The organism is Microcoleus sp. FACHB-68, from assembly GCF_014695715.1.
Classification (GTDB): domain Bacteria; phylum Cyanobacteriota; class Cyanobacteriia; order Cyanobacteriales; family Oscillatoriaceae; genus FACHB-68.
Genome location: NZ_JACJOT010000018.1, coordinates 157,903 through 178,408 on the forward strand (window position 1 = coordinate 157,903; position 20,506 = coordinate 178,408).

Genomic DNA, 20,506 nt, shown 5'->3' on the forward strand with positions numbered 1-20,506 from the left:
GAGGATGAAGGATGTTAGCGGTCTGTGGCCTGGGGTTAGTGGGGCAATCTCCACCTGTGCCAACCCAGTGACGACAGATACTTCACAGTTCTTCTTGATCCTATATTAAGGAGAATCCTGCCACTCTGGCGTTAGCTGCCGGAAATTGTATCGATCTGCAGAGGGATGACAGGTGAGACAAGTGCCGACACTGGTTGGCCTGGGTAGTTTTACGCGGGGGTGAAGGGCTTTAAAATAGCGAGATTGCAGCAGCCGGTAGGGAATTTCTTCCTCTTCAGTATGGGGACGAGAAAAATCTCGCAGATAATTCCATATTAAGATGCGAGGGGGACCCACCGGCAGTTGTAATTGCCGCCCATAATGTTGGGGATCTAGCAGTAGTTGCCGCCAGGTTTCTGTGGGCATCACTTCTGGTGGCAGCGCCACATGACAGCCGGCGCAGTTTTCCAGATACAGTTCTTTTCCCAGTTGGTGACTTTTGCCGATGGGATCTATCGTGCTAATTCTAGAAGGTTCTAGGGATTGGGCTAAGGCTTTTCCCATGACCAGAGTGCAGATTAAGATTGACAATAACAGCACAACGAATGTGCGCCGGCGTTTCTGTTGTTGCGGTTTTAGCTGGATAAAATTTGGCATATTTAATTGCACTAATGGCTATTGGCAAATGACTAATTTAATTAACCATTAGCCATTAGAGATTCGCAAGTCTAAGGAATGGGGATTGAGCGCAGTAACCGATCTACAATCGTCTTCGAGCGCCGTCCGCCGGCTGGGATAATTCGATGGGCCAGCACATGGGGCGCAAGAAATTTGACATCATCGGGAATGGCGTAGTCGCGACCTTCCAGAAATGCAAAAGCTTGAGTGGATCGCTGCAAAGCTACCGCACCGCGAGGACTGACGCCAAGGGTGATTTCTTCGTCTTCCCGCGTTGCCCGCACTAGGTTGAGGATGTACTGTTGCAAAGACGCTTCAACTTTGACTTGAGCACACAGAGAACTTAACTGTCGCACTTCTTCTAAGGTAATGCAGGGCTGGAGTTCGTCTACTGTGATGCCCTGGTGAAGCCGTTGCAGCATTTGCATTTCTTCGGCTTCTGTGGGGTAGCCCAAAGAAAGGGAGAGGGTAAAGCGATCCATTTGCGCTTCTGGCAGGGGGAAGGTGCCTTGATACTCAACCGGGTTCTGAGTGGCAATGGCAAAAAACGGTCTAGGAACAGGATGGGGGAAGCCATCCACGGTGACTTGGTGTTCCTCCATGACTTCTAGTAAGGCGGACTGGGTGCGGGGAGTGGCGCGGTTAATTTCGTCGGCTAGCAGGATATTGGCAAAAACCGGGCCTGCTAGAAATTCAAATTCTCCTTTGCGGGGGTTCCAAATATTGGTGCCGGTGATGTCGCTGGGTAAAAGATCGGGGGTACACTGTATGCGCTTAAAGTCGCCGGCAATTGAACGGGCGAGGGATTTGGCCAACAGGGTTTTACCCACACCGGGGACGTCTTCTAGGAGGGCGTGGCCGCCGGCTAGCAGGGCAACGATCACTAAGCGAATGGCATCGGCTTTACCGACAATAGTTTGATTGAGATTTTGGGTGAGGCGATCAATACTTTCCCGCATAGCCGGTAGATGCTCCTATAAAGTTGTCGTTTGTCTTTTTCTATGCTTTTTTTAACAAATAATTGAAAAGCACATTTTAGATTGAGTGCTGAGTGCTGAGTGCTGAGTTGTGAGTGGGAGAAGACGGGAAACAGTAGAGGGTTGAGGCATTTCTACCATTGTTCTATAGCCCCTAGGCCCTAGTCCCTCTCTTCTCTCTGTTCCCTCCCTCCTAACAATTAGCCATTAGCAGGCTTCTGGCAGCGATGCAGTCTGCTTGAATTTGATCTTTAAGCGCTTCTATAGAAGGAAATTTTTGTTCGGGGCGCAAAAATTGTTCCAAACTGACAGTTAAGGTTTGGCCGTATAAATCCCCAGACCAATCTAGCAGGTGAACTTCAACAGTTGGATGCTTGCCTTCTACAGTGGGCCGGCAGCCGATGTTCATTACCCCAAATGCCGGCTGAGCACCGGCTGTGTGGCTGTCCTTCCAGACTCGCACGGCATAAACACCATATCGGGGCAAAAACTTGTCTTGGGGCAGTTGCAGGTTTGCTGTGGGAAATCCTATAGTTCTGCCCAACTGCTGACCTATGACTACCGGCCCGACGAGGCTGTAAGCACGTCCTAAGAGTTTGTTTGCTAGCGGTAAGTTGCCTTGCTGTAGGGCTTGACGGATGTTTGAGCTGCTAATTCTTCCGCCCTCACAGGTTTGTAGGGGGACAATCGTGACGGTAACACCATACTTGGCTGCGAAGGCACTCAACTCTTCGACGGTTCCCGCCCGTTTGTGCCCGAAGCGATAATCTTGTCCCACGCTGATCTGAGTGGCTTTTAGTTGCCTGACCAGAATTTCTTCAACAAACTGTTGGGGGCTTAAGTCAGCCAGTTCTTGGTTAAAGGGTAGTAACACCAGCTGTTCTACCCCCATTGCCTGCAAACACGCCACTTTTTCATCCAGAGGCGTTAGCATAGGCCGGTGTTGCCCGGTAAAAAACTCTTGCGGATGAGGGTTAAAAGTGACGACGGTGGCGCAGGGTGCGGATAAAGACCGAGAAGTCGTGGAACTGTTAAACACAGGCGCAGAGAGGTTTTCTCCCCGGCTGCTAGCGAGTTCCAAATTGCTGATTTGCCATTGCTGCCCAGGTGCCGGCGCAGAATCAGCAAAAGCTTCTGGGGTGACATAGCTATTTAAAATAGGCCGCACCACCTGTTGATGCCCACGATGCACACCATCAAAATTTCCCAAGGCAATGGCAGTTGGTGTTAGCGCTTTTGTTAAAGAGGACAGCACCCTCATGCGCTTTAGATTTTGACACATAAATAAAGATCGCCTGCTTAGCAGATTTTGGATTTTTGTCAAATCTAAAATCTCAATTCAGTTAGCTGACTCATGGGAAACCGGCACTATAACGGACTCGTTTAGCGCTCTTGATGAAACCCTGACCTATGACGAAGTTATCCCCAAATCATGCTGCCGATAAGAGCTGCGGGTTCAGTGGAAGGGTTTAGAAAACCTTACATACTGATACCATTGATTTGGTGAATAAAACGGCGTTACTGGAATCTACATACATCTACGCCGGTTGCTACGCCCGTGCCTGTGCCTTGAGGGGTCTTGCATAGTCTTCCTAACGAAGCGCGAAGCCCACTTCATCTCGTTGGCGATTGGGTTCAGGAGTCGTTCACGCAGAAACTTTGGCATCCGCCACAGCCTCTGGCTCAGAACTGGGGACAAAAGAGGGAACTAACTGAACTGACTGTCCTTCGCGGGCCATTAGACTGTCGGGGAATTGCTGACCCACTTGCTCGGCGATACTGTCAAGAAAATCATCATTGTGCAGGGGATCGTGGTGGAAAATCACCAGTTTTTTCACATTGGCTGCTTTGGCGACTTTCACAGCCTCTTGCCAAGTCGAATGTCCCCAGCCAACTTTACTGGATTTTTCTGAATAGTATTCTTCGTCTGTGTAGGTGGCATCGTAGATCATCACATCGGCATTGCGAGCAAGCCACAGGACGTTTTCATCAATGCGATCTGGAAAATGTTCCGTATCACTGATGTAGGCAACCGAACACCCTTGCCAGTTCACGCGATAACCCACGGCTTCGCCTGGATGGTTTAAAAGGGCGGTTTCTACCAAAACATCACCGATCTGGACGCGCTGCCCGATTTCTAAGTTGTTGAAATCTAGCTGAGCTCCCATGATCTGCAAAGGCACTGGAAAGTTCGGGTGGAGCATCTGGTCATTGAGACGCTGCTCAATGGTAGAGCCATTGGGGGCGACAGCGCCATAAATGTGGAAACGGTTGCCTTTAATAAAGGCCGGCACGAAGAAAGGGAACCCTTGAATGTGATCCCAGTGGGAGTGAGTGAAAAACATATTAGCTTCCACCGGCATTTGCGACAGCAGGGATAAGCCTAAAAGCCGTAAGCCGGTGCCTCCGTCAAAGATGAGGCGATTTCCTCCCACCCGCATCTCAATACATGGGGTGTTCCCGCCATATCGTACTGTCTCCGATCCTGGACAGGCGATGCTCCCTCGAACGCCCCAGAAGTGAATGGTGAATTGATTTTGCTTGCTAGACATGGGTGTTTCTCGCTTTCCTTCCTTAGGCAGTTCATCGGTAAGGTTTTACATCTCGGCACAGTCTATATCATCCAATTTAATCTTGAGATCGGCAGTTGTGCGTAATTCAACTGAGTGGGCGAACTACAAGTGTTGCTAGATGCAACAGCACGGTCAAGCCGGCTATCTGCTGCACTTGGGGGATGAAGTAGACGAACGAGTTTGAATGGCAAGGGGTTTTGAAGAAGTTATTACTAGCCTAACCTTCTCGGATGCCCTTTTGTATAGGTGGGGGATGCCAATACTTAAGTCTGCCCTGATGGCTGCTCTAAATATGCAGACTTGCGGAAGGGCTGGGGCTAGATACACCGTATTAATTAAGTAAATTTTTTTGAATTTAAATAATTTAACAGATTTAAACAGGGGTGAGGGGAGCTTGAATTAAGGGCTAGAGGAAGTGAACTGACAAGGGTCAGTTTTTTGTTTGAGCCGCCGGCAGTTTTGAAGGGAATGGCTTAAACACTGAGATTTTCGCTCTTTATTGCCTTCTTGCCATTGCAAAGCGCCCCTACCCCATCTCTTCCTCCTTGCCGGCTGAGCGATTAAAACCCTACCTCCCAAAGGATAGAGGAGGGGAAATTGCTGACTAATCGCTCAGTTTATAGAATCGAAAGATTCCTCGCGGGTTGCCCCTTGCCGGTTTTTGCCGTTGTGCCCGTCGCGCAGATCCAGGGAATTACGGAATAATAGGGCTTGTTGGGGTGCCCCGATGGCGATGCCGGCGCGATCAAATGTCTGCTTCAAACGCCGGCGGAATTCTCGCGCTACACTCCAATGCTGTAGCGGTTTAACTTTAATCCAAATACGAACCAGAATCCCCGCGTGGTCAATTTCATCAATTCCCAACACTTCTGGAGCTTCGATGATTTTGTCGTTCCACTCAGGATCATTGTAGAGTTGGTCAGCCAATGTTTTAATCACAGCAAGGGCTTCATCTACATTGGTGTGATAGGCCAAATCAACCGTTAGATCAACCCGCGCCCAATCTTTAGACAGATTTTGCACAATTGAAATCGCGCTGTTTGGAATCGTGATCAGTCGCCCTTCTCCATTCCGCAGTTGGGTGATCCGCAGATTCATGTATTCGACTAACCCTCCCACATCACCGACGACAATCACATCGCCAACCGCATATTGATCTTCTAGCAAAATCAAAAATCCATTAATCGTGTCTTTGATTAAGCTTTGGGAGGCAAAAGAGACGGCCAGACCAATAATACCGGCACCTGCTAAAATTGGCCCAATGTCAATTCCAATCACGGCAAGTCCGACCAGAATGCCCACACTCACACTGCCGGCCCAGATAACACTTTTGAAGACAACCGAGAAGGTGGAAAAACGCAAGGCTAGCCGCCGAGACGCATCTTGATCAAGCCTTGCCCCGTCTTCTAATGTGGCGAATAAGCGGTCAATTAAGACGGCACTGAGGCGAATGATCACATAAACAATCGACCCAACAACCAGTAATCGTAGCGGAAGCTTAAGGGCAGAAACAATGAGGGGTTGCAGCCACCGGCTGTAGGGGAAAAGACCAAGGTTAAGGTAAGTGCCACCGCCCCAAATTGCTAACTGCGCCACTTGCAACAGCCGCTGTTTAATATCGTTGAGATTGTGCTGCTGCTGGTGGGTAATTTTTTTGTGCAAGACGACGATCGGTTCCGGCTCAGTTGCAGTGTTTTGACTGGGGTTAGTCGCCGGATCTGCCGGTGCCGGCAGAACTTCTTCTAATGGCGGGGGGGTTTGTGTCTTTATCCGGGCTTGTTGGGCTTTTAAACGCCGCTGTAATCTGGAAACTTGCCAGCTACCCAATAACATCCCTAGCGAGATGCTTGCAGCCAGTAAAGCCCGCTGCTGGAGGATATCTTGCTGGCGCTCTAGGTGCGCCTCAAGCAGTGCGTCTTCTATGACTTGTTGCCACTCTTTTGCTTGAATTAGAGGAGCGATGCCTTGGGGCGCATCTGCATTGGTGACTGTGAGTAAATACTGACCGTTTACTTCAATCACCGGCTGTTGGGTTTGCAGGTCTAATTCAACGGTGACGTTCAGATTTGGGGGGATGGCATCCCTTTTCACCGCTTGTCGTAGGTTGTCCTGGATACTCTCAACTCGTCCCGGTGCTATCAGGGCGACTTGGAAAAGTTCACGTCCGTCTAGCCTAACTGGACGCTTGGAAATGGTTGAGCTTGGTTTTAAGGTCGGGATGCTGTTGAGCAGCACTCTCCAGTTTTGCTGGGTTTTTTTGAGCTGCTGTGGTTCTGGGGTTTGTCCCCAGGCGTTGGGGGCATGGGTGCCAGTCAGCGTGAAGGCGATAGCACTGAGCGCTAGCAAGGTTGCTTTAGCACGCCTTTTGCCCGTTTTCGATCTAATTTTCACGGTCGATTGAAGGATCTTCATGACTGTAGTTCTTCTGACTCGACTTAGTAAAACTTAACAAACCTTTTTCAACAAGCACAAATATGCAGAGGAGAAGGGCATGGGGCATGGGGGATTGGGCATGGGGGATTGGGCATGGGGGATTGGGCATGGGGCAAGGCTTCGCCAACCTAAAGGTAGGGTCAAGGCTTCGCCAACCTAAAGGTAGGGGCATGGGGCATGGGGAGAGTCTGTTATGAGATTTCGTAGCAAGTTGGGATAAAACTGATGGAAAATTTTTCTGTAGATGCTCAACCGGATACCAAGGCAACTGTGGCTCATACCGATTCCGATCCTTTAGACCAAATTCGCCCTCAGAGTGCTAGTGCTTTTGATTGCGCGATGATGCAGCGATGTTTCAGCCTCGCCCGACAAGCTTTGGGTAAAACGGCTCCAAATCCGTTGGTGGGGGCGGTGGTTGTTCGCGATGGCCAGATTGTGGGGGAGGGATTTCATCCGGGTGCCGGTCAACCTCATGCGGAGGTGTTTGCTCTGAAGGCGGCGGGGGAACGGGCGAAGGGGGCGACCATTTATGTGAATTTGGAGCCTTGCAATCATTACGGACGGACGCCGCCGTGTTCAGAGGCGGTGGTGGCGGCTGGGGTGGCAAAGGTGGTGGTGGGAATGGTTGATCCAAATCCGCTGGTCGCTGGGGGTGGAATTGCGCGGCTGCGGCAAGCCGGCATTGAGGTGGTGGTGGGGGTGGAGGAAGCGGCGAGTCTGCGGCTGAATGAGGCGTTTATCCATCGCATTGTCCACCGGCGTCCCTTTGGAATTTTAAAGTATGCAATGACGTTGGACGGCAAAATTGCCACGAGTACCGGCCATAGTAGCTGGGTGACGGGAACAGAGGCGCGAAATGAGGTGCAGCACTTGCGAGCAGCTTGTGATGCGGTGATAGTCGGGGGAAATACGGTGCGGTTGGATAATCCCCGCTTAACCAGTCGTCATGCCGGCGCGAATAATCCTTTGCGGGTGGTGATGAGTCGCACCTTAAATTTGCCGGCTGAGGCTTATTTATGGGAAACAGAGGCGGCACCCACTTTAGTATTGACTCAGGAAGGAGCCAATCCTGATGTTAAGCAACGGCTGGTGAATAAGGGGGTTGAAGTTGTGGAGTTGAAGGCTTTGACGCCGGCTGAGGCGATGGCTTATCTCTACGACCGGCAGTTACTTTCTGTGCTGTGGGAGTGCGGAGGAACTTTGGCGGCTAGCGCGATTGCGGATGGGTCAGTGCAAAAGATTTTAGCCTTTATTGCTCCGAAGATTGTGGGTGGCCAAATGGCTCCCTCGCCGGTGGGCGATTTGGGTTTAACAGAGATGGTAAATGCTTTGACGCTAGAACGGGTGAGCTGGAAGCCGGTGGGGGAGGATTGTGTGGTGGAGGGGTATTTGAGAGGAGCATAGGGGATGGGACAAGGCTGCCCAATGCCCAATGCCCAATGCCCATACCTTTAGGTTGGCGAAGCCTTGCCCAATGCCCAATGCCCAATGCCCAATGCCCAATGCCCCTAATTAAAAAATGCTAGAAATCCTAATTTTGAGTACATTCGTCGGCACCCTTGGCATTGAAGCCGTAATGGCCAGTGGTTGGATACGCCGGCAGCAAGTTTTGGCCAAGGAATTGCATCGAGAGGAGGATGATATTTTGAGTTTGTATGATTCTAAGGAAAATTATTATATGCCGGTTGATTCTGAGCCATCAAATAGGATGGGGCAACAGGTGTCTAAAGATCCTCGGCTAGTCGGCTGGGAATATAAAATTGTGCGTGCTAGCTCGGATTTGTTTCGTAATCCAGCTATTTTTCAGAATTTGTGTGAGGAAGAGTCACAAGCCGGCTGGATTTTATTAGAAAAGTTGGATGATCGGCGTGTGCGATTTAAACGTCCTTTGGGGATGCGCGAAGTAATACAAACTGAGCAGCTTTCTTTCGATCCCTATCGCTCTCATTATGGGCCGGCAACGAGCTGGATGACGTGGGCAGGCGGGTTTGTAGCTGTTGTGGCTTTAGTGCTGCCGGCCTATTTAGGTTTTGCTTTGGTGTCAAATACTTTAGCAAATACACGCTCCTCTTCGCCGGCATCCCCACCGCCACTGCCGGCAGCACCAACTTTAACTGATCCGGAAAATTCTCCACTGCCGTGATCGTTCTGAGGCTGTTCGTGGGTATTCTGTAGACTAGATAGGACTTTTTTTGGATGGTTGCATTCGCTGCTTTTATAAGTTAAGACAGAAGCAGGAGCATCCAGATCATTTACTGTCATCTGCGTCTACCGAGGACCTATGGCTAAGCACAAATTCAACAAGACGTTTGCACGCCTACTGCGCGAGATTGTCAAACTCTTCAAAACACTGACTGGCCAGTTCATGCGCTGGTTTTTACGGACATTTTTCGTAGCAGGCCGGTGGGGGCAGCGCCAGGCGGGATTTGTGCTGCCTACAACTGTTTTTATGCTGCTGGCTGTGGGCTTGATTGTCACAGCTATCATGTTCCGCACCTTCACCCGCTCATCTCAGGTCATTCGTCAGGGGCAGGTGCAGATTATTAATAACGCTGCCACGCCAGCCGTTCAGCGAGCTAAATCTAAAATAGAATATCTGTTTAATGATAATCCGTCGGCTGATGTTCCTAATGAAATAGATCTCGAAAATAAGCTACTTAATTTTGGTGATTTTAGCCGCAGTCCTGATCCTTATACATTTACAGATGAAACGCGGATTAGCGATCCTGCTGCCCTTGGTCTAGCTGCGGATGTACCGGGAGGGACTGCTTGGACTTACCAAACAGATACTAATGGTGATGGAGACGTTACAGATGATAACGACCTCACTACTATTTATGCCATTGTTTCCAGAGCAGAACGGCCAACCATTTCTATCGATCCCGCCAAAACGGCTATTTATAACAAGGACGAGAAAAGGAGAGCAGATGCTTTCATTGTTCGCAATGGCCCGTTAGCCAGTCTTCAGGGAACTACCAGCCAGAATTGCCCTATATCAGTTGCGGGGAATGAAAGTGGTTGGTTTGCAGGAACCAGTACGGCGCAAGTTAATAAGGCTTTTCAAGTTTACGCAATTACAGTTCCTAATGCCGTAGCCAATCGCAAAGCTACATCGAATACCGCACTCGCTACGATTGAGTATCAGCAAGATCGAAAGTATGAGCGCATCAACAAGTGGGGTGCTTGGTTCCGTTATGACATGGAAATCGCTCCTGGGCCTAGGTTTAACTGGAATGGCGCGATGCACTCACAAGGAAATATGTTTGTCCGCAGTTTTTCCGGGTTCCGATCTTACTTAATTAGTGCGGAAGGTTCTTGTTTATACAAGCCGTTTGGAAACTCCTCATTAACTATGAGGAAGCCTGTGGAGGCACAAAACCCAGGAGATGTTGCCGATCCAGGCGGACAGATGATCGCCGGGACAATTCGCGATAATGAGTTCAAGCCGGATATTGTTTTCATTGACAATAAGCCTAATGATAATGATGCTCAGTCGATTAAATTGGTTGCCGAAGGTGCTTCAGGTAATCAATCTGCAGATTCAGTCCGGAATATCGGCACTCCTATTAGCATTTCTACAGATCCGCTGAGTTTGCATACCCAAGGAATAGCGAAAGCTCGAGTACCACAGGCTCCTAATAGTTGGCAAGAAAATGATACTTTCTGGGGGACTGGAGATTCAGCAGGTCCTCTGAGACCCGAACAAGAGGCGCGAGTTGACCGGGCGGCTAGTTGCGCTCCTTACGTGGATGACACCTACCGAGCTGATAATCGTTATGGGCCTAAGCCTAGCTATGACAAAGAAGAATCTACTAATGGAGTGTGTGTAGCCACTCCTGAGCCTAATGCGATAGCTGGGGCAAGCATTCCGCCAGGAGCCGCCACCGACCGCCTGACAAGGGATAACCCTATACCAGGTGACTTAGAACGAGCGACTGTGGGTCTGGATGGTTACTGGGAACGCCGAGCTAGATCGAATGGATTGCGACTGATTGTGGGGCAACGGCTGGAGTTGGGCAATCCCTTTGGATGGAATGTCGATCTCAATGATAGTGATGGGGATAACAATTTCACGAATGATACAAGTAACCCCACTGGAACACCACCTACTACACCTTTGCCGGCTGACGGTGCCCTTTATCCTCCAAATGGAGAGAATCCTAATTTACCAGCTCGGATAAATGAAGGCCGGCAATATGTCACCCTTCGAGATAATTTAGCGGCAGTCCAAACAACAGCGGTTTATCACCATACTTTTGGCGATACTGCAGGAACACCAGAGCCAGAGGGAGGGTTTTTCCCGATTGCTTTTGTGGCCTCAACGGTTCACCCAGCAACTCAGAAAACTCTTCGGGACAGTACAACATTTAAAAACCCAACTCCTTTTAATACAACCACGACCTATTTTGGCGCAGGAGCACAACAACAATTTGGCAATGATAATAACGAAATTCTCAGCAATTTCTTCCTAGGAGAAGGAACGAATGGTTGGGAATTCAGCGTTGTACCAGTACCAAATGGAACCCCATCACCGGCTAACCAAACGGAAGCGACATTTGAGGCTTTAGTTGAAAACCAAAATTCCCCACTTAGAAGAGCATTAAATAATCTGGCTTTGTTTGCCGGCGACCCTGAAGGTGCTTTTCCTCCTAGGCAGGAACCGGCCCCACCAGCAGCTAACAAAGTTACTCACCCATACTCTAACTTGACGATGTGGGGGAACTTCTCTAACCTGCGAGAAACCCTCGGACTTTTGGGTACAAACTACCAAAACCTCAGCATTGCCGATAAATCCACCCTTCATACAGCAGCCGGCACTTTGGGAATGCTGGGATACAACATCAGTTATCTTCAGGAGTTTGATTACACAACCCCTACGACCGCAGACACCAACCCCAATAAAAAGTTACTTACTGATCTAGACACTCGACTCGCAAAACTTAGTGAAACCACTGCTGAGGCTACTCGCAGAAACAATGGGGGTGAAATTGAGGTTACAACTGTCAGTGGCAGAACATTTATAGACGTTTACCAAAACAGTACAACACCAGTTGCCAGAGTAAAGATTAATCCCGCTGCCCCGCAAGCGACCCCACCAGAAGCATTTATAGCAGCCCTAGAAGCCCAAGTAGAAAACGTTCCTCCTGCTGATAAAGTGGCTGCGGAGACTGATTTGCAAATGGCAAAGCTAATTCATCTGAAGGAGCAGGTGAAACGTGATCGCAACTTTGGTTTCAGAGAAACACCCACAACCCCAGGCGTTTATCAATATACAGTGGCGCGGGGTAACTTCCCTTATGCGGGGTTGACTTATAACGTAGGGGATGACATTAATCTGGGATGTAATTTTAGTACAGCAAGCGGAAACAACTACTTCGGTTTTGGTGCCCCAACAGATGCGCCATCAGAGCAAAGGTTTATCCGTTTAGCAACATCGCTGTGTCCCACGCAGCCTAAATTTCCCTCACTTTATTATCTTTTCCCCACCTATAATCACAGACATCAAGGGGAGGCTGTGCCTAATAGTGTGCCGCCAGGGGCGACTGCTAATGAATATCTGCAACCGGGCAACGAGGATATCACAGATACTCTTGCTTCTCCTGCGCCTCCAGCAGAACCCTATGTCACCGATCCCTATATCTCCTCAAACGCCGTTAATGGCGGGAATACCACGTTATACCAAGTTGTTGGGGGTATTGCAAATCCTAATGATTTAACCGGAGTTGCACTCAAGCCAAGAACTCTAATAACCACTGGAGCGAGATGCACTCAAAATAACTGGTGTCTGCCGGCATCCTCAACAATAACCAACCGAGTTAACAGAATAACTGATCACACAACTAACGCAAACGCCACCGAAATAGCCATTCCCTTCCTTGACAAAGCTATGTTTGACGGGCGAGAGCTGATAAATACGCGCGTGTTGGATATTGATTTAGACATGATTAGGAGGGAACGCGTACTTACAACCGCTCAAGATACATGGCTTCCTAAAAGTGGTCTTGTATATGCCTTCCGGGAAGATGCTGTGCGAGAAGACGCAATAGCAAGGCCGGCTCTCTCAGATTGGACTACTTATCAAAATGCCTGGAACACTTCTGCAAACCCAGGCGATCCGGAAGCAGCTAACCGAATAATGCAGCTTTCACCGCTGCCGGCAGACCCCCCGGTGTCTGCGGATCTAAACATTAGTCCTAAACCTGTTGATTACTATGCCGATCCAGATCGGCGTCCTTACGGGTTCCGTTTAAAGAATGGACTTGACCTGCGACGGTTCGTTAATGGAAGCGTGGATGCCACAGGTACTAATGGTCTGTCTTTTATTTCCGATAATCCGGTTTATATCCAAGGGGACTTTAACCCACATAGTACGAATGGCACTGTCAACAACAGTAATCTGCTGGAAGAATTTAACACAAAGCTCACAGACAGCTACAGTAATTTTTACAGCAGAGGAACCTCGTCAAGCAACTTGAATACAGACTTTGCCAGACCCAGGACCGACACTTGGCGACCAACTGAAATCATTGCCGATGCAGTGAATATCCTCTCCAATACCTTCTGTGACGGCACCATTCAAAGTGGGATTCGCGGCACCAATGAAGGGTGTACTACTGGAACTGTTGGCACAGGTACGCCTTATACCTCTTATCGAAACAGTCACCTACAAGGTGATCCAACTACTCCATCACTCTCTACAACAGCAAATGAAGGGTATATTTGCGAAAATCCTTTCGATATCAGGAGAGGAGCTTTTGCCAACCCAAACCGCAAAGGTTGTGAAGGCCCAATAAAGGTGTTCCGTAATGGCGATATTCAATACGTTTCCACCGCAGGTACTGTCAGCTCCTACACAAGATATCGGGCTTTTGCCAAAGCTGAAGGTAGAAATTTAAACCGCGCGTCTACAACGAGAGTTAATACGGTTCTGATTAGTGGAATTGTGCCTTCGCGAGTGCAGCAGAGTAATGGTGGGATGCACAACTTCCCTCGGTTGATTGAAGATTGGGGCGGAGATACAAGTAATACACCGCTATGGTTTTCTGGGTCAATGATTCAGCTAAACTTTAGCAACTATGCAACAGCACCGTATGACCAGGATGCTTGGGAAACACCCAGACGGCCTCAAGGTGGGGGGAATACTGGTGAATGGTGGAGTTACTATAATCCGGCACCACGGCGCTGGGGTTACGATGTTGGGCTGCAATATGCCCCTGCCGGCGCGGTATCCAGACGGATGGTGAACTTAGCGCGGGAGCGTAATGAAGTTTACCGGGAACCCAAGGCTGACGATCCTTATATCTGTAAGCTGCGTCAAGCTATCAATTATCCCTGCTCATAATAGTGGAGGCAGAAAATGCGACCCCCTAAACGCAAAGCGACTGAACAAGGTGTAACACTTATGGAGTGCCTGGTGGCGATGATGGTCGCAGCCGTGATTGTTACCGCTATTTCGCCAGCACTGCTGATTGCCTTTGCCTCTCGCGTGCAAAATTACAAAGCTGATCAGGCGATGAAAGCGGCTCAAGGGGAAATAGACCGTGTGCGCTCTGTCATTGAAAAAGGGGATTATAGTGGCAATTGGACTGAACAACTTCCGCCAAGAATATCCCCGGAAGCAGGGGCCTTTAACGCCGATCTCAACCAAGTGGGGGCACCACAACCTAGTCAAAATATGGGGGTGTGTCCTCAGCTAAATGTGCAAGGCAGTACGCAACCGACCACCTGGTGTACGGTAGATATTAACGGTGATGGCGATTGGGATTTGGGCGTCCAAACGTTTCGCTCAAATACCCCGTCTACTGCTTATGCTAGTGCCGGGAATCGACCGGTTGCTTTTGTTATGGGAGTGCGAGTCTATTCAAAAACAGCTCTCACCTCTTCACCTAGTCGGTTAATCAATCCGCCCGGACGAAAAACTGCTTCCTTGGGCTTAACAGCCGGGGAGTCACTGAGTTTGCCTCTTATCACTCGTTACGAACCGATAGTTAGAAGTGACTTACCGACTTCTAGAGCGGCTTATTGTGAGCTGAACTGGCGAATTGCAGGAGGAAGCGGTCAAAATCCTTGCGATTAATTAGTTGTTGGGAAGGAGACATTTTGCAGCAAATTTCTGGTGGAAGCAATGGCTCAAAAAATTTTTAAACTTATTTTTCTCCCTCAGCGTAAGCCGGCAGGCTTTACATTGATGGAACTATTAGTAGTTGTCGCGATCGGCTGGATAATCATTTCCGCACTCATGTATTTTGTTGTTCAGCTAACACAGACAGACAGAAGGGAATTTGCACTGTCCCAAACGCAGCAAGAAATGTCTCAAGCGCTAGATTACATGAGTTCAGAACTCAAAGAGGCTGCGTATGTTTATGAAGGAGAATGCTTAGGTAGTAATCCAGGTCGTGCTGTCAACACGCCTACATATTGCCCGGGTCTAGCCAATGTTCTTCCTTTTGCTGCGAATAGGGTAACGCCGATTCTGGCATTTTGGAAAGTTGAGCCAGTACCTTATGTAGAAGATTCCGGCACTACTCCTGCGGCTGACAAGATGCCCGATGCCACACAATGCAGCGCGCTGGCAGCCAAACAATCAGAGTGTACAAGCCTTCTCATATCTCGCAGCACCTACACCCTTATTGTTTACGGCTTAACCACAGATAACACTCAGGGGACATGGGACGGACCAGCCCGAATTACCCGCTATGAACTCCGTCAGTATGCCAACTTATCTACCCTAGAGACAACCCCTGGTTATCGTAAGCCTACAGAGACTGGCTCAAGTTTTAGTGCATGGCCTCGGAATAAGGATGGTACATCCCCTGCGGGGTATACGAATCCAAGAGATTTTAACAATAGTAATAATCCCGTCTTAGTGGACTTAGTCGATTTCCGTGCCGAGTCAGGCAACCAGTGGAAAAATTGCCCAGCTAATTATAGCTTAACGCCTCCTGATTCGCTCAACACCTCTAACAACAGTAGCTTCTATGCCTGCGTGAAAACGCCAACGGACATTAATGGTAACTCGCAACTACAGGATGTCGTCGTTAATTTGCGCGGTAACGCCGTAAAACGAGCCGGTGCGACGCTCTATAATAACGCTAGTTTTTTACCTAAAGTACAGACTCAGGTTCAAATTCGTAGTGTGTTTAACCTAACTCCTCCTCCTTTACAATAATTAATAACCGCTATGACAGCACTTAATTTCTTACTAAGAAAATCTCAGCGTCAGCAGCCACAGTTAAGTAGCTCAACCACAGGATTTACCTTGGTGGAATTGTTAGTCGTGATCATTATGGCTGGTATTTTGGCAGCAATGGGAGGGGTTAGCTTTCTAAGTCAGTTAAATCGACAACGGTTAAACGCGGCTCAAGATATTGCTTTGAGCGCAATTCGCGAGGCTCAAACTCGCGCTCAGCAACAAAAAAGTAATTGGAAAGTCAGCTTTAAGGAAGAAGATAACCAGGTGAAGTGGATGGTTCACCCGTCAAATGTAGTTCCACCTGCAACATCTGCAAGTTGGAATAATATCGGTCAGCCAGACATTAAGATAGATGGCACAGCAAACTATCTCATCCCCGCTGGAAACCCCAGCCAAGGATTTATTTGGCAAGCTGAATTTGACCATAGGGGGAATGTTGTTAATAAGGTTGTTAATGCTCCTTTGCCTAGAATAACGCTTTTTTCCTCAAAGCTTAGCAGAAAGCGGTGCGTGAAGATTAAAACTATATTAGGCGCAATCACGCCTGATTCAGATGATAAATGTGGGCAAAACTAACGCTGGGTTCATTTAAAGGCGTTAAAATCTAGTTGTAATTTTTTGAAAATTTTTATAAAAATCTAAAACGCATAACCAAATTTCAAATAATTTGTTTAAGCGAGGGTGCCTCCATTGAAGCGAATTTTAAAACCGAATAAACTCTTACAGCACCTGAATTCCTCAAGTGCCGGATATACCCTGCTTGAGTTGCTGACAGTGGTCATTATTGTTGGTGTGCTGGCAGTGCTAGGAACCGCCGGCTTCTTGGGCTGGTTAGAGCGTTTGCGAGTTAACGCCGCCCAAAGTGCCGCCTTAAACGCCATTCACGAAGCCAAAAACCGCGCCACGCAGCAGAAACTCATCTGGCAAGCCAGTTTTCAGGAAGCGCAAATTAATGGAAAATCTTATGTTCAGTGGGCGGTTCATCCAGATCCGCCGCATGGCGAAATTGTGCCGGCGGATATCCAGTGGCAGACGATAGAGTATCCAGGCGTTAAAGTTGATACAGCCAACACCACTTTATATACCAAGCAGAAATCAACCGGCCCGTGGCGAGTTCAATTTAACTACAAAGGCCATACCAACGGACAGCTAGGAAAAATTACTTTAACCTCTCAAAATAATAGTAAAGTTAAGCGATGCGTCATTGTTTCCACTCTCTTAGGTTACGTCCGCAGTGCCGGCGATAAGCGGTGTCAGTAGGGGAAATGGAGCGTTGCCGATGATTGAAAGCAAATGATAATAATACAAAAATAAGCTAGGAGATTAATATGTTTGGTTTAGGATTGCCAGAAATGGGCATCATTGCCTTAGCCGCCGTCCTCATTTTCGGCCCTAAGAAAATACCAGAACTGGGTCGCACCCTCGGTAAAACCTTGCGCGGGTTTAAAGATGAATTGCAATCTCCTGAAGAAGAAACAGAGGAACAGGAACAAAAGCGCGAGAATTAGCTGGGGGTTTAAACAGCCGGTTTATATGCTTATTCCAATTGATGGGATTAAAATCAGTTTTTCAGATATCCGCCTGGGGTTTAAACCCCAGGCTAATCGCTAAAGTCCTGTTCAGAAGACTATTGATTTTAATGAAGCCGGCACCCAACCGGCCCTAGCTGTGTGGCAGATTGACTCACATCGGCCTGATTCCAGAAGAAGCCAACCCATCCGCATCGCCCGGAACTCCGGAAGCTGCCGGTGAGACACCATTGCCAGAAATCGGGCGACGCGCCTCAATTAAGCGAATCGCACGGCTGACACTTTCCGGTAAAATCACGACCAAACTGCCATTCGTGGCCCGATCCAGGGCTGTCTGAATTGCCTCCGTCTCATCCAGAATCGACTCATACCGGCAATCCGGCTTTGCCTTCACAATCCCCTCGCAAATCAACCGCGAAGCATCCCCACGCGGACGTCCCCGCGTATCATCATCTTCCTTAACCACAATTCGGTCAAAGATTTCTGCCGCTAGCTTCCCAAGGGCCACGAAATCCTCATCCCGGCGGTCTCCCGGCCCTCCCACAACGCCAATTCGCTCACCCGGCCAGTTGCGGACAAAACCGCCCAACGCCTCATAGCTTGCCGCATTGTGGGCGTAATCCACCAGGGCGTGAAAACTGTTCAAATCAAACAAGTTCATCCGTCCCGGCGTTTGATTTACCGACGCTTGGAACGTCGCCAGCGCCTTGCGAATGCAATCAATCGTCACCCCTTGAGCGTAGGCTGCCAGACAAGCGGCCAGGGCATTGGCGATCTGGAATGGTGCCATCCCCTTTAACGTCAAAGGCACATTCACCGCCTGCTCAATTCGCAGCGTCCAGTCGCCCTTGAGAATCGACAGATAGCCATTCTCATAAACCGCCGCCAAACCGCCCTTGCCGGTATGCTCACGCAGCAGGGGGTTGTCCGGGTTCATTGAGAAATAAGCAACCGTTGCCTTTACCCGTTTCGCCATCGCCGCCACCAACGGATCATCGGCATTCAGCACCGCATAACCGGCAGGCATTACCGATTCAGCCACCACACTCTTAACATGAGCCATTTGCTCAATCGTGTTAATATCCCCAAGCCCCAAATGGTCAGCCGAGACATTTAACACTACGCCCACATCACAGCTATCAAAAGCTAAACCAGAGCGGAGAATCCCACCCCGCGCCGTTTCCAGCACTGCTACCTCAACTGTGGGATCTTGCAAAATCAGATTCGCACTTTGAGGGCCGGTGTTGTCGCCTTTTTCCACCAGGTAATCCCCAATGTAGGTGCCGTCCGTCGTCGTGTAACCCACCGTCGCACCCGTCTGCTTGTAAATATGAGCCAGTAGGCGTGTGGTTGTGGTTTTGCCATTCGTGCCGGTGACTGCCAAAATCGGCACCCGGCAAGGCGTACCCGCAGGAAACAGCATATCCAAAACCGGCGCAGCCACATTCCGAGGCAAACCCTGGCTGGGGCAAACGTGCATCCGGAAACCGGGAGCGGCATTCACTTCAACAATCACCCCATCGGTTTCTCCCAATGGCCGAGAAATGTCGGATGTTACCACATCCATGCCGGCAATGTCAAGCCCAATAATTTTGGCCACTCGTTGGGCGATCCAAATATTTTCTGGATGAATTTCATCCGTGCGGTCAATCGCAATGCCGCCGGTGCTGAGGTTCGCGGTTGCCCGTAGATAACAAATCTCCCCAAGGGGCAGTACCGTATCGAGATTGTAGCCTTTTTGATCTAACAGCTTCGTGCTGGTGCGATCCACTACAATTTTTGTCAGAACGTTATCGTGGCCCTCGCCCCGGTTCGGGTCGCGATTGGTTTCCTCAATCAGTTCTGCAATGGTAGACTTTCCATTTCCCAGCACATGAGCCGGCACTCGTTCAGCCACTGCCACCACCTTGCCATTCACTACCAGCACTCGGTGGTCACGGCCTGTATAGTAGCGCTCAACGATCACAGAACGAGTTTTAGAAGCCGCACTCGCGACGTCATAGGCTTCTATCGCGTGTTCCCGGTCGTTGATATCAATCGTAATGCCGCGTCCGTGGTTGCCATCGAGGGGTTTAAGCACGATGGGGAAGCCACCGACTTCCTCAATTGCTTCATCCAGCTCATCTAAATAATAGATAACCGTTCCCCTTGGCACCGGCACGCCGGCTGAGCGCAGCAGGGTTTTTGTTCCTTCTTTGTCACAAGCCAGTTCAACGCCCAGAATGCCGCTAAAATCGGTCAGCGTTGCCTGAGCGCGTTTGCCGTAAATCCCGTAACCGAGCTGGATCATCGAGCGGGCCGGCAGCGGCATCCAGGGAATGCCCCGAAGTTCCGCTTCTTTAACAATGGTTTCCGTACTTGGGCCTAAAGCCGCTTCAGCCCACAGTTCTTTCAAATCTTGAATATCTTGCTCGACTTCCGCTGGAGAGTAGATGCCGGTGTCGGCAATACTCTGACACAGACGGACTGCCGCCCGTGCCGCATAGCGACCGGCTTGCTCATCGAGGTACTCAAACACGACCTGATACACACCAGGCGTGCCGGTTTCACGAGTGCGGCCAAAGCCACTTGGCATTCCCGCCAATTCTTGAAGTTCTAGGGCAACGTGTTCCACCACATGACCCATCATCGTGCCTTCTTGGACACGCTGAAGGAATCCCCCTCGACATCCGGGCGAACAGAAATGCTCTACTAAACTCGGTAGCGCTTCGGTCAGTCCTTTATGGAAGCCGGGAATTTCGCTTGTAGGCTTCTCAGCTAGGTCTTCTAAATCGAGACGCATAACAATGAGCTTGTGGCGTCTGATACTCCAGTAGTTTGGACCCCGTAATGTCTGAATTTTAAGTATTCTCATATCCGTGTCCGAAGGTGATGCGCGAATCTTGGCAGCAAAGGGGGCAACTAATCTAGTTTCAGGCTTGCCGGTCCCTGCAAACTGTTCATTGTGAACATTTCTTGCCTGCTACTTGCTTTATTCCTCAAGATACCACCCTGATCAAGAGTTAGGGGTTTTAAACTGGACTTTAATTTAGGGAGTGCTGAGTTATGAGTGCTGAGTCCTGAGTCCTGAGTCCTGAGTGGGGGAGTGGGAGAGTGGGGAGTGGGTGGCGGAAGCCTGCTGCGAAGGAAGTTGGGGCTGTGGCA

15 protein-coding genes are annotated in these 20,506 nt (G+C 49.4%); 9 read left to right on the top strand and 6 right to left on the bottom strand.

Annotated features, from left to right (window positions below; translation table 11 throughout):
• Window positions 1-105 precede the first annotated feature (105 nt).
• The 5 genes from H6F73_RS24445 to H6F73_RS24465 form a co-directional block, all read right to left on the bottom strand.
• Entirely contained in the window at window positions 106-636 is a 531-nt protein-coding gene (locus tag H6F73_RS24445) for a diheme cytochrome C (RefSeq protein ID WP_190761368.1), read from the bottom strand.
• Between the two features lie 71 nt (window positions 637-707).
• Window positions 708-1,616, bottom strand: a complete 909-nt coding sequence (locus tag H6F73_RS24450) for a MoxR family ATPase (RefSeq protein WP_190761369.1) — start codon at window positions 1,614-1,616, stop codon at window positions 708-710.
• 211 nt (window positions 1,617-1,827) lie between these two features.
• A complete protein-coding gene (locus H6F73_RS24455; RefSeq protein ID WP_190761604.1) occupies window positions 1,828-2,895 on the bottom strand; it encodes a bifunctional riboflavin kinase/FAD synthetase in 1,068 nt (355 codons plus the stop codon).
• Between the two features lie 385 nt (window positions 2,896-3,280).
• Window positions 3,281-4,186 (bottom strand): MBL fold metallo-hydrolase, encoded by a 906-nt coding sequence (locus H6F73_RS24460; RefSeq protein ID WP_190761370.1) that lies wholly within the window; start codon window positions 4,184-4,186, stop codon window positions 3,281-3,283.
• Between the two features lie 633 nt (window positions 4,187-4,819).
• Entirely contained in the window at window positions 4,820-6,619 is a 1,800-nt protein-coding gene (locus tag H6F73_RS24465; protein WP_190761371.1) for a mechanosensitive ion channel family protein, read from the bottom strand.
• 62 nt (window positions 6,620-6,681) lie between these two features.
• Between H6F73_RS24465 and H6F73_RS24470 the strand changes: the two genes are divergently transcribed.
• The 9 genes from H6F73_RS24470 (at window position 6,682) to tatA (ending at window position 17,341) form a co-directional block, all read left to right on the top strand.
• The gene (locus H6F73_RS24470; protein WP_190761372.1) at window positions 6,682-6,837 is read left to right on the top strand and encodes a hypothetical protein; all 156 of its coding nucleotides are present in this window, start codon (window positions 6,682-6,684) and stop codon (window positions 6,835-6,837) included.
• A gap of 28 nt (window positions 6,838-6,865) precedes the next feature.
• Entirely contained in the window at window positions 6,866-8,044 is a 1,179-nt protein-coding gene (gene ribD, locus H6F73_RS24475; protein ID WP_190761373.1) for a bifunctional diaminohydroxyphosphoribosylaminopyrimidine deaminase/5-amino-6-(5-phosphoribosylamino)uracil reductase RibD, read from the top strand.
• Window positions 8,045-8,177: 133 nt separating this feature from the next.
• Entirely contained in the window at window positions 8,178-8,783 is a 606-nt protein-coding gene (locus H6F73_RS24480; RefSeq protein WP_242072642.1) for a hypothetical protein, read from the top strand.
• A gap of 138 nt (window positions 8,784-8,921) precedes the next feature.
• A complete protein-coding gene (hpsA, locus tag H6F73_RS24485; RefSeq protein ID WP_190761375.1) occupies window positions 8,922-13,982 on the top strand; it encodes a hormogonium polysaccharide biosynthesis protein HpsA in 5,061 nt (1,686 codons plus the stop codon).
• 15 nt (window positions 13,983-13,997) lie between these two features.
• Window positions 13,998-14,717, top strand: coding sequence for a prepilin-type N-terminal cleavage/methylation domain-containing protein (locus tag H6F73_RS24490; protein ID WP_190761376.1), 720 nt, complete (start codon window positions 13,998-14,000; stop codon window positions 14,715-14,717).
• Between the two features lie 48 nt (window positions 14,718-14,765).
• Entirely contained in the window at window positions 14,766-15,809 is a 1,044-nt protein-coding gene (locus H6F73_RS24495; RefSeq protein ID WP_206754764.1) for a prepilin-type N-terminal cleavage/methylation domain-containing protein, read from the top strand.
• A 12-nt stretch (window positions 15,810-15,821) separates the two neighbouring features.
• Window positions 15,822-16,409, top strand: a complete 588-nt coding sequence (locus H6F73_RS24500; protein ID WP_190761378.1) for a type II secretion system protein — start codon at window positions 15,822-15,824, stop codon at window positions 16,407-16,409.
• A gap of 114 nt (window positions 16,410-16,523) precedes the next feature.
• Entirely contained in the window at window positions 16,524-17,093 is a 570-nt protein-coding gene (locus H6F73_RS24505) for a prepilin-type N-terminal cleavage/methylation domain-containing protein (protein WP_199330763.1), read from the top strand.
• Window positions 17,094-17,161: 68 nt separating this feature from the next.
• Window positions 17,162-17,341 (top strand): twin-arginine translocase TatA/TatE family subunit, encoded by a 180-nt coding sequence (tatA, locus tag H6F73_RS24510; RefSeq protein ID WP_190761380.1) that lies wholly within the window; start codon window positions 17,162-17,164, stop codon window positions 17,339-17,341.
• A 175-nt stretch (window positions 17,342-17,516) separates the two neighbouring features.
• Here the strand turns inward: tatA and cphA are convergent, their stop codons facing one another.
• Entirely contained in the window at window positions 17,517-20,216 is a 2,700-nt protein-coding gene (gene cphA, locus H6F73_RS24515; RefSeq protein WP_190761381.1) for a cyanophycin synthetase, read from the bottom strand.
• Between the last annotated feature and the right edge of the window lie 290 nt (window positions 20,217-20,506).

Coding starts and splice junctions, on each gene's coding strand:
- H6F73_RS24455 (WP_190761604.1), bottom strand. CDS start 2,895: ATGAGGGTGCTGTCCTCTTTAACAAAAGCGCTAACACCAACTGCCATT.
- ribD (WP_190761373.1), top strand. CDS start 6,866: ATGGAAAATTTTTCTGTAGATGCTCAACCGGATACCAAGGCAACTGTG.
- H6F73_RS24500 (WP_190761378.1), top strand. CDS start 15,822: ATGACAGCACTTAATTTCTTACTAAGAAAATCTCAGCGTCAGCAGCCA.
- tatA (WP_190761380.1), top strand. CDS start 17,162: ATGTTTGGTTTAGGATTGCCAGAAATGGGCATCATTGCCTTAGCCGCC.
- H6F73_RS24450 (WP_190761369.1), bottom strand. CDS start 1,616: ATGCGGGAAAGTATTGATCGCCTCACCCAAAATCTCAATCAAACTATT.
- H6F73_RS24470 (WP_190761372.1), top strand. CDS start 6,682: ATGCAGAGGAGAAGGGCATGGGGCATGGGGGATTGGGCATGGGGGATT.
- hpsA (WP_190761375.1), top strand. CDS start 8,922: ATGGCTAAGCACAAATTCAACAAGACGTTTGCACGCCTACTGCGCGAG.
- cphA (WP_190761381.1), bottom strand. CDS start 20,216: ATGAGAATACTTAAAATTCAGACATTACGGGGTCCAAACTACTGGAGT.
- H6F73_RS24490 (WP_190761376.1), top strand. CDS start 13,998: ATGCGACCCCCTAAACGCAAAGCGACTGAACAAGGTGTAACACTTATG.
- H6F73_RS24460 (WP_190761370.1), bottom strand. CDS start 4,186: ATGTCTAGCAAGCAAAATCAATTCACCATTCACTTCTGGGGCGTTCGA.
- H6F73_RS24495 (WP_206754764.1), top strand. CDS start 14,766: ATGGCTCAAAAAATTTTTAAACTTATTTTTCTCCCTCAGCGTAAGCCG.
- H6F73_RS24465 (WP_190761371.1), bottom strand. CDS start 6,619: ATGAAGATCCTTCAATCGACCGTGAAAATTAGATCGAAAACGGGCAAA.
- H6F73_RS24445 (WP_190761368.1), bottom strand. CDS start 636: ATGCCAAATTTTATCCAGCTAAAACCGCAACAACAGAAACGCCGGCGC.